The 14,438-nt window shown below is 68.2% G+C and carries 15 protein-coding genes; 11 read left to right on the top strand and 4 right to left on the bottom strand.

Annotated elements, in window-relative coordinates:
* Positions 1–40: 40 nt before the first annotated feature.
* Together VN779_RS05605 and VN779_RS05600 are read left to right on the top strand one after the other, a co-directional pair.
* Positions 41–1,345 carry a Tim44-like domain-containing protein gene (locus tag VN779_RS05605; protein ID WP_325720840.1) on the top strand — a complete coding sequence of 435 codons (1,305 nt, stop codon included), beginning with the start codon at positions 41–43 and terminating at the stop codon, positions 1,343–1,345.
* 109 nt (positions 1,346–1,454) lie between these two features.
* A complete protein-coding gene (locus tag VN779_RS05600) occupies positions 1,455–2,405 on the top strand; it encodes an SURF1 family protein (RefSeq protein ID WP_325720838.1) in 951 nt (316 codons plus the stop codon).
* Here VN779_RS05600 and VN779_RS05595 read toward each other — a convergent pair.
* Complete coding sequence (locus VN779_RS05595) at positions 2,375–2,752, bottom strand: DUF3817 domain-containing protein (protein ID WP_325720836.1); 378 nt, start codon at positions 2,750–2,752, stop codon at positions 2,375–2,377. The genes VN779_RS05600 and VN779_RS05595 overlap by 31 nt on opposite strands.
* A 187-nt stretch (positions 2,753–2,939) precedes the next feature.
* On the opposite strand from VN779_RS05595, the gene VN779_RS05590 reads away from it, so the two are divergent.
* Complete coding sequence (locus tag VN779_RS05590) at positions 2,940–3,701, top strand: hypothetical protein (RefSeq protein ID WP_325720834.1); 762 nt, start codon at positions 2,940–2,942, stop codon at positions 3,699–3,701.
* 146 nt (positions 3,702–3,847) lie between these two features.
* Positions 3,848–4,504 (top strand): EF-hand domain-containing protein, encoded by a 657-nt coding sequence (locus VN779_RS05585; protein WP_325720832.1) that lies wholly within the window; start codon positions 3,848–3,850, stop codon positions 4,502–4,504.
* A gap of 41 nt (positions 4,505–4,545) precedes the next feature.
* Here VN779_RS05585 and VN779_RS05580 read toward each other — a convergent pair whose 3' ends face one another.
* Together VN779_RS05580 and VN779_RS05575 are read right to left on the bottom strand one after the other, a co-directional pair.
* Positions 4,546–6,405: a helix-hairpin-helix domain-containing protein gene (locus VN779_RS05580; protein WP_325720830.1), complete on the bottom strand. Its 1,860-nt coding sequence runs from the start codon at positions 6,403–6,405 to the stop codon at positions 4,546–4,548.
* A 6-nt stretch (positions 6,406–6,411) separates the two neighbouring features.
* Complete coding sequence (locus VN779_RS05575) at positions 6,412–7,386, bottom strand: aldo/keto reductase (protein WP_325720828.1); 975 nt, start codon at positions 7,384–7,386, stop codon at positions 6,412–6,414.
* A 170-nt stretch (positions 7,387–7,556) separates the two neighbouring features.
* Between VN779_RS05575 and VN779_RS05570 the strand changes: the two genes are divergently transcribed.
* The 7 genes from VN779_RS05570 (at position 7,557) to VN779_RS05540 (ending at position 13,147) form a co-directional block, all read left to right on the top strand.
* Positions 7,557–8,609, top strand: a complete 1,053-nt coding sequence (locus VN779_RS05570; protein WP_325720826.1) for an LLM class F420-dependent oxidoreductase — start codon at positions 7,557–7,559, stop codon at positions 8,607–8,609.
* 120 nt (positions 8,610–8,729) lie between these two features.
* Complete coding sequence (locus VN779_RS05565) at positions 8,730–9,434, top strand: histidine phosphatase family protein (RefSeq protein ID WP_325720824.1); 705 nt, start codon at positions 8,730–8,732, stop codon at positions 9,432–9,434.
* 107 nt (positions 9,435–9,541) lie between these two features.
* On the top strand, positions 9,542–10,117 hold the full coding sequence (locus VN779_RS05560; RefSeq protein ID WP_325720822.1) for a DUF3090 family protein: 576 nt from the start codon (positions 9,542–9,544) through the stop codon (positions 10,115–10,117).
* Positions 10,075–10,902, top strand: a complete 828-nt coding sequence (locus VN779_RS05555) for an SCO1664 family protein (protein ID WP_325720820.1) — start codon at positions 10,075–10,077, stop codon at positions 10,900–10,902. Before VN779_RS05560 ends, VN779_RS05555 begins: the two co-directional genes overlap by 43 nt.
* A 109-nt stretch (positions 10,903–11,011) precedes the next feature.
* Entirely contained in the window at positions 11,012–12,271 is a 1,260-nt protein-coding gene (mshC, locus tag VN779_RS05550) for a cysteine--1-D-myo-inosityl 2-amino-2-deoxy-alpha-D-glucopyranoside ligase (RefSeq protein WP_325720818.1), read from the top strand.
* A 133-nt stretch (positions 12,272–12,404) separates the two neighbouring features.
* The gene (locus VN779_RS05545) at positions 12,405–12,722 is read left to right on the top strand and encodes a type II toxin-antitoxin system Phd/YefM family antitoxin (protein WP_325720815.1); all 318 of its coding nucleotides are present in this window, start codon (positions 12,405–12,407) and stop codon (positions 12,720–12,722) included.
* 2 nt (positions 12,723–12,724) lie between these two features.
* Complete coding sequence (locus VN779_RS05540) at positions 12,725–13,147, top strand: type II toxin-antitoxin system VapC family toxin (RefSeq protein ID WP_325720813.1); 423 nt, start codon at positions 12,725–12,727, stop codon at positions 13,145–13,147.
* A 208-nt stretch (positions 13,148–13,355) separates the two neighbouring features.
* Here the strand turns inward: VN779_RS05540 and VN779_RS05535 are convergent, their stop codons facing one another.
* Positions 13,356–14,300, bottom strand: a complete 945-nt coding sequence (locus tag VN779_RS05535; protein ID WP_325720811.1) for a PAC2 family protein — start codon at positions 14,298–14,300, stop codon at positions 13,356–13,358.
* Between the last annotated feature and the right edge of the window lie 138 nt (positions 14,301–14,438).

Raw genomic sequence — 14,438 nt, 5'->3', positions numbered from 1 at the left:
CGTTCGGCGGATGCTGGTGCTTGCAACAGTCGCTGCGCTGATGAGCCCGACAGCGGCCTATGCCCGCGGTGGGGGCGGTAGTCACGGATTCAGCGGCGGTGGTGGCGGAGGCGGCGGTGGTGGATTCGGTGGTGGCGGCGGTGGCTTCCACGGACCGGGCTTCATCGGCGGGTTCGGCGGTGGTGGCGCCGACGGCTTGTTGGTGCTCGTGGTGCTGCTCGTGCTGGGCTTGTGGATCTACTCCCGGTTCCGGAAGGCGCGCAACGGGCGCGGCATGAACACGGTGTCAGACCGCACGGCCCACCGCTCGGACGCGAAGGCGCGCGAGCGCGCTGCCCAGGTCGAGGCGCAGGTCAACGCGCTCGCCGACACTGATGCGAGCTTCGATGTGGAGGCGCTCAAGCAGCGCGCCGCCTCGCTGTACGTGACCGCCCAAAAGGCCTGGACCGACCGCGATCACGCCACCCTCAAGCAGATCCTTTCCCCGGTGCTCTACGGCAAGTGGACCGACGAACTGCACGACTACGCGTCGCGTGGCGAGGTCAACGTCGTGGAGATCGTCTCCGGTCCGACCGTCGAGCTGATCGACATCGCGAACCGCGCAGGCGAGACGAACGACACCGTCACTTTCCGGATCACCGCGACGCTCAACGACTACGTACGCCGCAACGGTCGCACGCACGCCGTGCGCGCGGACGGCTCGACGCGCCCGGTCGAGTATTGGACGCTCCGCAAGAACGGCTCCGGAACGTGGATCGTGGCGTCCGTTGAGCAGGCAGCCGAGGGCGCGCATCACCTGACCGACTCCATCGAGACGGATGGCTGGGACCAGAAGGCGATCGCGCGAGACGCCGTGCTCGACGTGGCCGAGCAGACCTCGGCCAAGGGTCTCGACGACATCCTTTCGCTGACCACCATCTCGTGGAGCACCGATGCGGATGCCGCCGCCCGTGACTTGAGCGCCCTGGACGCCCGGTTCGACAAGCCGGTCCTCGAGGTCGCGATCGAGCAGTTCCTCGAGCAGTGGGCCATGAACGACGGCAGCCTCGACTTCACATCCGTGCGCACCGTCAACCGAACCGTCATGCGTGACGCCGCCATCGCGTCGATCGAAGTGCGCTCGCTGGTCTCACGCGACCCGATCGTCTTCCATGTCGCAGTCGAAGCAGAGGGCATCTACTACGAGGTCGACCGCCGAACCGAACAGGTCCTCGACGGTGACGCGCACAAGCGGCGGCCGGTCACCTTCGCCTTCGACCTGCGGCTGGACGAGCCCTCGGCGAAGGGGTGGACCGTGATCGCCGCCGACGTGGATCGGCCGGGTCTGGCTCGGCGTTTCGGCTAGAGCAGATTTCGAGCCGGTCGCCCGGCGAGACGCTGGGCCGCTGTCTTGAGCGAGCCGTCACCTGACCCCGGTTCACACGCCGCGGATTTCCCGACGGATACTGGCAGACGTGTCCGAGTCAGAGTCCGCGTCCGTCTCCGAGCCCGCAGCGGTTCAGCGTCACCTCACCACCGACGATCTGCGCTCGCCGCGATGGATCGCCGCGCATGTCGGCATCGTCGTGCTGGTCGTCGCATTCCTGCTGCTCGGTCGCTGGCAATGGCACGCCGGGCACAAGGTCGCCCCGCTCACGCAGCAACAGCTAGCCTCATGGCGCACGCCGGTGCCCGCCGCGTCCCTGATCACCGCGGAGGGCATGGACGGCACGAAGGTGGGCCAGGCTGTTACGGCCCAAGGCAGGTACGACGCGACGCGCCAGCTTCTCGTGCCCGGACGCGCGTTCAACGGTCACACTGGCTACTACCTGATCGCGCCACTGGTCACCGGGTCGGGAAAGGCCATCGCGGTCAACCGAGGTTGGCTGCCCGCCGACGGGACCGCGCAGCCAAGCATGCCCGCTCCGCCGGCCGGCCAGGTCACCGTCACCGGTTGGGCCGCCGCATCGGAATCCGCGACCGGATCGGTCAATCAAAACGGCATCGTGCAGACGCAGGCGCCCGGCGCCGTGTCCGGACCGCACGAGGTCAGCGTCATTTCCGCGGCGCAGCTAGTGAATCTGTGGCCCTACCACCTGCCCGACGGCTATGTGTCCGCTACGGACGCTGGGTCTCTTTCCGGCGGGCTGGTAGCGATCCCGGCCCCGCTACCCCCGCACGGCACGAGCTGGGATCTGCTGAACATCGGCTACGCGTTCCAGTGGTGCCTGTTCGCGATCGTCACCGTCGGCTGGTACCTGCTGCACTGGCGCCGCGAGCTGCGTGCCTCTGCCGCGCTCGCCGAGGAGGAGGCGGAGTCACGGCCGATGCCGGGCCTGGAGCGAGGCTCCGGCGCGCCCGAGCAGGAGGACGTCCGGTCTACCGCGGCCGCCGCTCAGCGCGAGATCGGCGAGTCAGCCGGCTGAGCCTGCCCCGGAATCCGCGCGGCCTGGCGCGCGTCGATGTGCTTCAGCGTGCGGCCCGCCACGTAGGGCGAGAGGCCCGGAATCAGCCCCGCCAGCGCCATCAGCGCCATGTGCGGAATCGAAAGCCGGTAGACGAACGCGGTCGCGATGCACAGGATGACGTAGATCGGGTACAGGCCCATCCCGTGGACCATGCCGACGATCTTGTCGACCTCGCCGGAGTGCGCCCAGTACTTCAGCGGCATCCCGATGAACACCAGGACCACCATCATCACGCCGGTAGCCCAGGCGAAAGCCACGTAGGCGTTGACGAGCGGCGAGCGCTTTGCGGGCTTGTCGACTGCCATCGGGACACCTCACGGGACTGGACCGGCGGAACGGGACGCTGAAAGCAGCGTAATCGCCCGAATCGGCAACGGCGGACTCGGGGTGCGGCCCGCGAGAACGGACCTACCCGGCACATTCGGCGCAACGCCGCGAGCCGGGGCGGAACGCACGTGCCAACCAGGCCCCGACTCCGATACCGTCGTCACCATGTCCGAGACGACGCCGTCCGCACCGCCCTCGCTGAACGGCACTCAGCCCACGGCCGCGCAGGTGCGCGCGGCGGCCGAAGCGCTCAAGATCGCAATCGACCGGCACCTGGCGGCGGTGGAGGCGCGGACCGACGAGCTCGACCCCTCCGTGCTGGAGGCCTTCGACGCCCTGGCTTCCGCGGCCGAAGAGTACGACGAGCTGCTTTACACGGTGCACGACGAGGTCACCCCGTTCGACGTGGTGCCACCCGAGTCGGACGCGGTCTACGCCGGTCCTGAACAGGTCGAGGCGTTCTCGGTGTTCACCCGGCGCGACTTCCTGATCACCGACGCCGACGCGCTGGCCGCGGCGGCCAGCAACGTCTCGGAGGACTTCGACCCGGAGCTCGGCGACAGCCGCGCCGCGGTCGCTGAACTGTTCGACGCGTTCGACGCGGACGAGATCTCGTACCGGGCCGAGGAGATCGGCCTCGAGGCGATCGAGGCAACGACCTGGGTCGTCGCCACGGATCCCGAGGCGGTTGGCGGCTGGGACGACGATCCGTTCTCCGAGGTGGATCTGCAGAAGCTGCTCTATCGGGTGGACCTGGTCGATGAAGAGGAACTCGACGACGAGGACGAGGAAGCCGACGCCGAGACCGGCTCTGTGCTGCGTGATGCCGAGGACGAGGATGACGGCGAAGACGGCGAAGATGAGGACGACGCTGAAGATGAGGACGGCGAGGTAGAGCACGGGCGCGGAGCCGACGCCGCGAGATAGATCCGCCCCGTCCGAGCTGTGGGCGCGAGACGGTGATGCCAATCTGCTGAAGTCCATTCGTCACATTGAGCAAAAGCTCGGTGACTACGTGGCAGAATGGCGGGATCATAGGCGGGAACCGCCGTCGATCCCGAGGAGGGCGCCCCTTGCCGGCGGATATGCTCACCGCGAAGATCGAGTTCGGCTTCGACCAGCTCACGGCACGCAGCGGCGGGGTCCTTGACGGCCCCTCGCACGTGGCGATGGGTCGGCGCGCGGCGGCCGCGATCGGATACGCGCTGGGCTCCGAGGAAGAGGCCCAGATGATCGAGGCGTACCTCAACGTCTGGCGCCTGATGCACCTGCCGCATCTGCCCGCGGGATCACGCGGATTGACCCGCGAGGAATTCGTCCGCTCGAATCTGGCGCTGGCCGACGGGTCCCCGGCCGATCGTGAGGCGATCCTCGGCGCGCTCGCGGATACGTTCTTCTGCCTCGCGGACGTGGACGGCGACGGACGGGTTAACCGCGAGGAATTCTGGGCCTTCCAGCACGGGCACTTCCCGGAACTGACCCGCGCCGTGCTCTCCGAGGCCTTCGATCACCTGGACACCGACCGCGACGGTTACCTCTCCCGCATCCAGTTCACCAGCTCGATCGTCGAGTTCTGGACCAGCCGCGATCTCGACGCCCCGGGCAATTGGTGGCTCGGCCGACCCGCGTACTTGAGCCTGGATCCGGGCGCGGGCGCGGCGGGCGACCGCGCGGACGTTCGAAACCGCCCGTCGCAGCCGACGCCAGTGGACGCCCCGGTCACCTCCTGAGCCAGCGCAGCCGCACTCGCTCTTTACGGCTCTTTTGGGGCTCAGTCCCGCAGCGCATGCTTGAGTCGCGTGCGGCGCACACGGTCCGGGATCTTCTCGACCGCGTCGGCCAGCGCGCGGCCAGCTCCGTGCACCACCGTCAGGTGCTGCGTCGCCAGCGTTATCGCGCCCAGCGCCAGTGCCCGGGTCAGCTTAGGTGCCGAATCCCCGTCGAACACCGCCACCACCGCCGGCCAGCGCCCGCCTTGCGCCTCGGCGACCGTCAGTGCCCAAGCGTGCCGCAGAGCTCGCACTTGGCTCGTGGTGAACACGTCGGCCGGCTCGCTGTCGCCCGCTCCATGCGGCGCGTCCCACTCAATTGACAGACCATCGGCATCCGCGGTCTGCACCGTCCCGGTCTCGCCACCGAACAGCCCGCGTTCCGGCAGCGGCGTGCTCACGACGACCCGATCTCCAGCGTCGAAGCCCCCGCACACACCGGGGCCCGGGTTAAGGCGCGTCTTCAGTGCCACGTTCACCGGCACGGCCCCGGCCGCGGAATCGGCATCCACGGTGACTACCTGCACCTGCGGCCCACTCAACCCGAAGGCGCGCGGGATCGAATCGACGGCCACCTGGACCGCGCGATGCACCGCCTCTCCCGCCTCGCGCACCGGCACGATCACGACTTCCTTGGACGCGCCGTCCGGGCCCTGAAGCAATTCCTGCGGCGGCAGCCCACCATGCCGCACCGCATCGGCGAGAGCACTGAGCGGACCGGTCGGGCGCTGCTTTAGCTCCACCCGAGGCAGTCGCCCGCCGAAACCCGGATCCTCGGTCTCCAGCAGGTCGCGGAAAAGCAGTCCCGGATCGGTCGACGACAGCGTCGCCGGATCGCCGGCGAACACCACGTGGGCGCCGTCGCGCGTCGCCTCCAGCAGCGCCGCCCCAGCCTCCAGCCCGAGCAGCTGGGCGTCCGCGATCACCAGCACGTCCGCCGCGCCGACTCGCGCCGGATCCTGCGCCAATGCCCGCGCGTCGACCGGCTCGGCGCCCGCAGCCGCGAGCGCTCGCAATCCCGCGGCGGAGGCACTGGCCAGCACGGCCGACGAAAAGGACTCGGCGAGGTCGGCCACCCGCTGCGCGCTCGCGCCGGTCACCAGCGTCAAGCCGTGCTCGACCACCGCGGCGATCAGCCCGTCGACCGACTCCGAACCCTGCTTCGACTCCACCGCCTCCGGAGTGGCCGCCAGCCGCTGAGCCGCCTCAGCCGCGGACTGCTCGGCGAAAGCCCACCGCTCGACCGCCAGCAGCGTGTGACCGCTCGTCAGCATCGAGACCGGATCGTCGTCATCCTCGGCGTCCAGCCGCTCGAAGTCCTCGATCTCCGCTTCGTCGGCGTCCTCGGAAAGAGATACCGGTTCGGCGAACGCGAGGGCCGCGCCATGCTCGATGGCATCGGCGATCGCGCCGGTCGCGTCGGTGACGCCGAGCTTGCCGAGCGCCTCAGCGATCGTGTCAGCGCCCTGTACCGTGTGGCCGCCCATCGCGGCGGCCCGCCGCAGCAGCCAGGAGATCAGCGCGCGGGTACGCCGCGGGTCACCCGGCTGCGCGTCCTCGATGACCGCCTTGGCCAGAGCGTCAGCCGCCTGCGGCGCGATCCCCGGCACCTCGAGCACACACCACGGATCCGCTGCGACCTGCTCGGCCGCGCCGTCGCCGAGCGTGGCTGCGATCCGTGTGATCATCGGTTCGGGCGCTCCCGCGGCGGAGAGCCAGGCCATAAGCCGTCCTGATTCGCCCGCCGAGTCGCCACCGACGTTCGGCCTCGCGCCCGGCCCTACGCCGGCACGCGGCGACCGCTCATCGGCAGCGGAGCCGCCCTTCTGCTCCGCATCGGCCTCCCGGCCCCCCTCGTCCATCGCGCCCTACCCTCTGTTCCAACCGTGATCCGGATATCCGAGCTGTGGCGCCGACACGTCGTCCAACGCCTCGCGGATCGTCTGAGGCAGCGCCAGTTCCTCCGCCGCCAACGCCCCGCGCAACTGCGCCGCGGTACGCGCGCCCACGATCGGCGCGGTCACCCCGGGTCGGTCGCGCACCCAGGCCAGCGCGACCTCCACCGGCGCGACCCCGAGCCCGTCCGAGGCGGTGGCCACCGCGTCGACGATCCGGCGCGCGGGCCCCTCCAAGTACGGCTCGACGAAGCCGCCGTATCGATCCGAGGCCCCTCGCGAATCCGAGGGGGTCCCGGTGCGGTACTTGCCGGTCAGCACGCCCCGTCCGAGCGGCGACCATGGCAGCAGCCCGATCCCGAGCGCGAGCGCCGCCGGGGCGACCTCCCGCTCCACGCCACGTTGCAGCAGCGAGTACTCCATCTGCACCGAGGCCAGTTGCGCCCGCCCGGGCACCGCCCGCTGCCACGAGGCCGCAGCCGCCAGCTGCCAACCAGAGTAGTTGGACACACCGACATATCTGGCTTTGCCCGAGGCGACCGCCGCGTCGAGAGCCGACAGTGTTTCCTCGATCGGAGTGTGATCGTCATAAGCATGCAGCTGCCAGAGATCCACGTAATCCGTGCCCAGCCGCGTGAGCGACGCGTCCAATGCGGACAGCAGATGTCCCCGCGACGCATCGAACCGGCGCGGGCTGTGCGGCACTGAGACCGCCTTCGTGGCGATCACGACATCCGAGCGGATGCCCTCGATCAGCCGCCCCAGCAACGCCTCTGACTCCCCGTCCGCGTAGACGTCCGCTGTGTCCACCAGCGTGCCCCCGGCGTCGAGGAAGGCTTTAAGCTGATCGCCCGCGTCCGCCTCGTCGGTGTCCCTGCCCCAGGTCATCGTCCCCAGACCCAGGCGCGACACGCGCAACCCGGTCCGCCCCAGATGTCGCTGCTCCATAGCTGTGAATGTAGTGGCTGCGGCCGCTCCGCCGCTGGCCCCTCACCTGTTCGGCTGTGGACAAACCGGGGCTCATCGCCCGTTCGGCGGCACGCCCGGCCGCCGCTCGACGAGCTTGTTACCGGCGGGTAGGGTTAGCGGCGATACCGGTCACCAGAAGCGGAGCAGCGATGAAGCTGGGCGTGAACCTCGGATACTGGGGCGCTGGAAACGACGCCGACAATCTGGCCCTGGCCCGCGAGGCCGACCGGCTCGGCTACGCGGTCTGCTGGACCGCCGAGGCCTACGGCTCCGACGCCGCCACGATTCTGGCCTGGGTCGCCGCGCAGACCGAGCGCATCGACATCGGTTCCGCCGTCTTCCAGATCCCCGCCCGCACCCCGGCCATGACCGCGATGACCGCCGCGACGCTCGACTCGCTGTCCGGCGGGCGATTCCGCCTCGGCCTCGGCGTCTCCGGCCCGCAGGTCTCAGAAGGCTGGCACGGCGTCCCGTTTAAGGCTCCGCTGGCACGCACTCGCGAATACATCGACATCGTCAACCTCGCGCTCAGCCGCAAGCGCGTCTCCTACGACGGCGAGCACTTCAAGCTGCCGCTGCCCGGCGGTCCGGGCAAGAAGCTCCAGCTGACAGTCCATCCGATCCGCGAGCACATCCCGGTCTACCTGGCCGCGGTCGGCCCAAAGAACCTGGAACTGGCCGGCCGGGTCGCCGACGGCTGGCTGGCCGTCTTCTTCTCCCCGCAGTACGCGGGCGAGCAACTGGCCGCGATCGAATCCGGGCGTAAGCAGGTCGGCAAGGATCTGTCCGGCTTCGACGTGGTGCCCACCGTGCCCGTGGTGATCGACGACGACCTGGAGCGCGCCGCCGAGCAGATCCGCTGGTACGCGGCGCTGTACATCGGCGGAATGGGCAGCCGAGAGCAGAATTTCTACAATCAGCTCGCCTGCCGCATGGGCTTCGCCGACGAGGCTGCACGCGTACAAGAGCTATACCTGGCCAGAGAGCACCGCAACGCAGCCGCAGCGGTGCCTTTCGAGTTCGTCGACGCCACCAGTCTGCTGGGCTCGCCGGAACGTATCGCCGAGCGCATGAAGGATTACGCAGCCGCCGGCGTCACAACGCTCAGTCTTTCGCCCTTCGCAGCAACGGTCGACGACCGCGTCAATGCCCTACGCGTCTCCCTGGAAGCGCTGCGAGCAGCCGGCCTCGAGGAGTCATAGCTAAACCGGTCACTGCGTTTTTCGAACCGCACGCAGTCGGCTCGATAAACACACGATGTCGACTCGCATCCCGCTCGGACCCGATTCGAGGCCGCGGCTACCAGCGAGTACGTTTGAGCGATGACAACTGTCCTGTTGATCCGGCACGGCCGCACCACCGCGAACGCATCAGGAGTGCTGGCGGGCCGGACCCCAGGGGTCGAACTGGACGAGAGAGGCCGCAGCCAGGCCGAAGCCCTCGCCGTGCGGCTGGCCGCCGTACCGTTGGCCGCCGTGGTGAGCAGCCCGCTTGAACGCACGCACCAAACCGCTGAAGCGTTGATGGTCGGTCGTTCCGACATCTCGCTGCACCTCGACGACCAGCTCACCGAATGCGACTACGGGCACTGGTCCGGTCGCGACCTGAAGACCTTGACCAAGGAACCGCTCTGGAAAACGGTCCAGGCGCATCCAGCCGCCGCCGTCTTCCCCGGCGGCGAGGCCATGGCCGCGATGTCCGCGCGCGCAGTTACCGCGATCCGCCGATGGAACGCAGAACTCGGCGAGCACGCCACGTACGCGGTAGTCAGCCACGGCGACATCATTAAGGCCATCGCAGCTGACGCCCTCGGCATGCACCTGGACCTGTTCCAACGCCTTCAGGTGGACCCTTGCTCGGTAACGGTCATCCGGTACACCGCGACGCGCCCGTTTGTCCTTCGGCTTAACGACACCGGCGGAGACGTAGCCGCTCTCATCCCGCCCAAGCGGCGTTCAAAGCGTGCCCCCGCGCGCTCGCGGTCAACCGACAGCGACGCGGTGGTAGGCGGCGGTGCAGGCTCCTGACGGAACCGCGTAGGCTCAGACTCGACGTGAGACGCGGGCATATCGAGGCACGCATTTTTGCTACACGCATTTTGGATGTGCAGCGCAGTGAGAGGGAGGCTGACACAGTGCCGAGGCATCTATTCGTGTACGACCCGCCGGAGCGGTTCGTAGCCGGCACTGTGGGCGAGCCCGGCTCCCGTTCCTTCTTTCTGCAAGCCCGCTCCGGCCCCAGAGTCACCTCGGTCGGCCTGGAAAAGGAGCAGGTAGCCCTGCTCGCCGAGCGGCTGGAAGAACTTCTCGACGAAATCGTGCGACGCACCGGGGGCAGCACCAGCGTGCCCGCTGCCGTGCCCTCAGACCTCAGCGACAACGAACCGCTGGACCAGCCCGTCCTCGAGGAGTTCCGGGTCGGCTCCTTGGCGCTGGCCTGGGACGAGCCGCACTCCCGGATCGTGATCGAAGCCGGAGCCATCACCGAGGACGAAAACCCGGCCGAGCCGCTGTCCGATGATCAGACCGCGGAAGCGCCCGACGTGCTACGCGTGCGGCTTACCGGCGGCCAGGCCCGGGCCTTCGCGGCCCGCGCTCAAGCCGTAGTCGCCGCCGGCCGGCCGCCCTGCCCGCTGTGTGAGCTGCCGCTGGATCCCGAGGGGCACGTGTGCCCGCGCCAGAACGGTTACCGGCGCCGGACGGCGGCGTGAGCGACGCGCTGCGCGAGGGCGTGCTGAAGGTCGAAGGCCGACTCACCGACGCCTCGAACGCCACGCTTTATTGTGTCGCGGTGCTCGGCGATGGAGCTGAGCAGAGCAGCGTCACCTGTGTGTACAAGCCGATAGCGGGGGAGAGCCCGCTGTGGGATTTCCCCGATGGCACTCTTGCCGCGCGCGAAGTCGCGGCATACGAAGTCAGTTCCGCTCTCGGCTGGGACCTCGTGCCGGAAACCGTGCTGCGTGACGGCCCGTACGGCTTGGGTATGTGCCAGCGCTGGATTGAAACCGAAGATGAGACGCAGCTGCTCGCCATTCTGCCGGCGACCGTCGAGCCAAGCGCGTTGGATGGCTGGTGCCCGATCATCACAGTAGGACTCGACGACGACGAACAGGGAATCCTCGCGCATCAGGACAGCGAAGTACTGCGGCGTATCGCGCTCTTCGATGTGGTAATCAACAACGCCGACCGTAAGGGCGGCCACCTTTTGCCTGATGCCAAGGGGCGTGTCTACGCAATCGACCACGGCGTCTCCTTCCACGTCGACGACAAGCTGCGCACGCTACTGTGGGGTTTCGCGGGCCGCCCGCTGAATGAGCCGGAGGCGACCGAGCTCAAGCGGATACACACGGACAGCGCGCTCGCGGACCGCCTTACCGCGCTGCTCAGCGAGCCGGAAACCCTCGCCTTTCACGCGCGGATCGAGGCATTGCTCGCAGCCGGTCGATTCCCCGGCCCGGAAGGCCGCCGCCGGCCGATCCCGTGGCCGCTCGTCTGATCGTCGAGCCGCGCTGGTAGCCGCCGCGCCGCGCGCAGGAGCCGTGCACATAATCTGCTGGTCGGATGGCGCTCGCTCTTGATCGCGGCCTGACCGTAAAGTGGAAAGCATGGATGCCTGGCCGACGAACAACCCGCCGACCCTGCCTGGACGCGGCGACACCCTTCGCCTTTACGACACGTCCACCGGCACGCTCGTCCCCACCCCGGCAGGGAGCGCGGACAGCGGGAGCCCGGCCCGCATCTACGTGTGTGGGATTACCCCCTATGACGCGACCCATATCGGGCACGCGGCGACGTACACAGCTTTCGACCTCGTCCAGCGCGTGTGGCGGGATGCAGGGCACGAACAGGTGCGTTACGTCCAGAACGTCACCGATGTCGATGACCCGTTGCTTGAGCGCGCGAACAAGAACGGTGCCGACTGGCAGGTGCTCGCCCTGCGCGAAACCGCGCTTTTCCGGGAGGACATGACCGCGCTGCGTATTCTGCCGCCCTACCGGTACATCGGCGCGGTAGAGGCGATACCGCTCGTCGTCGAACTCGTCGAACGGCTTCTCGACAGTGGTGCGGCGTACCACGTCGACGAGGACATCTACTTCGACGTGCACAGCGATTCCGAATTCGGAGCGGTCTCAGGGCTCGATCCCGCCCTCCAGGAGAAGGTCTTCGCGGAGCGTGGCGGAGATCCGGACCGTCCTGGAAAGCGGCATCCGCTCGACTGCCTGCTGTGGCTTGCGGCGCGGCCAGGTGAGCCGTCCTGGCAGACCTCGCTCGGTGCCGGGCGTCCCGGCTGGCACATCGAATGCGCGGCGATCGCGCTGAAGTACCTGGGCAGCGGTATCGACGTCCAGGGCGGCGGTTCCGACCTCGCGTTCCCACACCACGAGATGGGCGCGGCCGAAGCCCAGGTGGTCACCGGAGAGCGGCCATTCGCCAAGGTCTACGCGCACGCCGGCATGGTCGCGCTGGACGGGGAGAAGATGTCGAAGTCCAAGGGCAACCTGGTGTTCGTCTCCAAGCTGCGCGCCGCCGGCCACGAGCCGACGGCGATTCGGCTGGCGATCCTCGCGCACCACTACCGCGCGGACTGGGAGTGGTTCCCCGCCGACCTGGAGGCCGCGGAGCAGCGCTTGGCGAAGTGGCGCGCCGCAGTGTCGCGACCTGACGCGCTCCCGGCGGACGCCCTGCTCGCGACGCTGCGCGAGCGCCTTGCGGACGACCTGGACACGCCTGGGGCGCTAGCTGCGGTGGATGGCTGGGTGGATGCTGTTCTCGCAAGTGGCACGTTCAGCGGTGCCGAGAGCGATAGCAGCGCGCCAGGCCTCGTTTCGCGTGCGGTGGACGCCTTGCTCGGCGTCGCGCTCTAGGGCCAAGCCTGCGCTGTTTGTTCGCATTGCGTAGTCAAATAATCACACTTAGTCGTCCGCTCTTGCGGGCATCCCGAAATGCTGTCTAGTCTGTCTAGATAGAACCTAGAACTCGGAAGCCGGGAGGTTCGCGATGACCACCACTGCGAAATCGGACGCACACTGGCAGATTCAGGAAGCCAAGCAGCGGTTCAGCGAACTGATCCGGTCCGTCCAGGCGGACGGCCCGCAGTTCGTCACCAAGCACGGGGAGGAGATCGCCGTCGTGATCGACATCGAGGAGTACAACCGCCTGCACGGGGCCCACGGACCGAAAAAGACCTTCAAGTCCTGGCTGCTGAACGGACCGACGCTCGACGACGAGACGATCGAGCTGATAAACGACCGGCCCAAGCACTACCCCTCCGACGAGGACCTCGACCTCTTCATGGACCTCGACCTGGAAGAATGACCATGTACGTGCTCGACACCAACGTTCTGTCGGAGGTTAGACGATCCAGGCCCAACCCCAACGTGCTCGAATGGCTCGCTTCCGTGCCGGACGACCGGCTCCACCTCAGCGTGGTCGTCATCGGCGAGATTCGGCGGGGAGCCCGCCTCCGGGCGCGGGCCAATGTCCAGGCCGGCCAGCGGCTGGACCTCTGGCTCGATGAACTGATCGACAACTACGGGTTCGGAGATCGACTGTTGCCGGTGAACCTGGAAGACGCGCTCATTTGGGGGCGTATCACAGCCGATCACAAACAACTGCCAGAGACCGACGCGCTGATCGCGGCGCAGGCGTTGGCACGTGACTGGACCGTCGTGACACGCAATGTGAAGGACTTCGAGCGCACCGGTGTCCGGCTGCTCAACCCGTTCGAATACGAAGGCTGACGCGCGGCCGCCGCATTCCCGCGCACGCCCCAAAGGGCAGGCGAGCCGATCGCCGCGGACGGTCTGATCGCAGGCCGTTCCACAGCAGTGTTTCTTTACTGAATAGCGTTTTCTCCACGTCTGCATGCTCAGTCGCGCGGCGCGGGGCGCTGGCGTCGGATATAGCGAACGTCGGATGTAGCGAACAGAGCCAGAGCGGTACGACCCGTTACGAGGGGCCGTCCTCCGCGCTGCCGCCGCGGCGACGACGCTCGTGCCGGCGCAGATAACGCTCGAACTCGCGGGCGATGGCCTCACCGCTGGCCTCCGGCAGTTCGGCGGTGTCCTTCGCCTCCTCCAGCGTGCGGACATACTCAGCGACCTCAGAGTCCTCCGCCGCCAGTTCGTCCACGCCGGTCTCCCAGGCCCGTGCCTCTTCCGGCAGATCACCGAGCGGGATCGTCAGATCCAGCACGTCCTCGATCCGCCGGATCAGCGCCAGAGTCGCCTTTGGACACGGAGCCTGCGCCACATAGTGCGGAACCGCCGCCCAGAACGAGACCAGGTCGATCTCCTCGTGCCGGGCCATCTCCTGCAGCACGCCGTTGATACCGGTCGGCCCCTGCAGCGTCGGCTTGTCGAGACCGTGCGCGCCCTGCAGATCCTCGTTGCTGGACGAACCGCTGACCGGCACCGGGCGGGTGTGCGGTACATCGGCAAGCAGCGCGCCGAGCGAGACGATCGTCCGGACTCCCAGATCGCGGGCGAGATCGAACAACTCCTCGCAGAAGGAGCGCCAGCGCATGTTCGGCTCGATGCCGTGCACCAGCACCACATCCCGGAACCCGGCGCCCGCGACTGCCGCCGCGACCACTTCCGTCTCAGACTCCGCTGCCTCGGAACGCGCACTCGCCACAGGCACCCGGGCCACCGAGAACCGGGTTGTCGGCCAGACGATCTCCCGATCGCCCTCATCGTCGAGGGCCAGTACCGGCCGATTTACCTGGAAGTCGTAGTAGTCCTCGGCGTCCATCGCGCCGAACAGGTCCGCGTCCAGGACCTCGGCCAAATGCCGAATCGCGTTGGACGCGGCGTCGGCGGCATCGTTCCACCCCTCGAACGCCGCGACCATCACCGGGTCGACCAGCTCGGGCAGCTCCTCGAGCTCGATCACCCGCGCCTCCTCGTCCTTCTCGGCCCTGCGCGACGAACGCCCAAGGCAGCAGCAGCAGTACACGATCTCATACACCAAACACACTGCCAGGCGTTCCGCTCCACGGCGCGCGCCGCTCTCAGCCTACGCCCGTGAGAC

It is taken from the genome of Actinocrinis sp. (assembly GCF_035605935.1).
Classification (GTDB): domain Bacteria; phylum Actinomycetota; class Actinomycetes; order Streptomycetales; family Catenulisporaceae; genus Actinocrinis.
This window is presented reverse-complemented; position numbering and strand designations above follow the sequence as displayed.

Excerpts from the sequence above, each read along its gene's own strand:
- VN779_RS05545 (WP_325720815.1), top strand. The coding sequence starts at position 12,405 with ATGACCACCACTGCGAAATCGGACGCACACTGGCAGATTCAGGAAGCC.
- VN779_RS05540 (WP_325720813.1), top strand. The coding sequence starts at position 12,725 with ATGTACGTGCTCGACACCAACGTTCTGTCGGAGGTTAGACGATCCAGG.
- VN779_RS05605 (WP_325720840.1), top strand. The coding sequence starts at position 41 with ATGAGCCCGACAGCGGCCTATGCCCGCGGTGGGGGCGGTAGTCACGGA.
- mshC (WP_325720818.1), top strand. The coding sequence starts at position 11,012 with ATGGATGCCTGGCCGACGAACAACCCGCCGACCCTGCCTGGACGCGGC.
- VN779_RS05595 (WP_325720836.1), bottom strand. The coding sequence starts at position 2,752 with ATGGCAGTCGACAAGCCCGCAAAGCGCTCGCCGCTCGTCAACGCCTAC.
- VN779_RS05590 (WP_325720834.1), top strand. The coding sequence starts at position 2,940 with ATGTCCGAGACGACGCCGTCCGCACCGCCCTCGCTGAACGGCACTCAG.
- VN779_RS05565 (WP_325720824.1), top strand. The coding sequence starts at position 8,730 with ATGACAACTGTCCTGTTGATCCGGCACGGCCGCACCACCGCGAACGCA.
- VN779_RS05575 (WP_325720828.1), bottom strand. The coding sequence starts at position 7,386 with ATGGAGCAGCGACATCTGGGGCGGACCGGGTTGCGCGTGTCGCGCCTG.
- VN779_RS05570 (WP_325720826.1), top strand. The coding sequence starts at position 7,557 with ATGAAGCTGGGCGTGAACCTCGGATACTGGGGCGCTGGAAACGACGCC.
- VN779_RS05580 (WP_325720830.1), bottom strand. The coding sequence starts at position 6,405 with ATGGACGAGGGGGGCCGGGAGGCCGATGCGGAGCAGAAGGGCGGCTCC.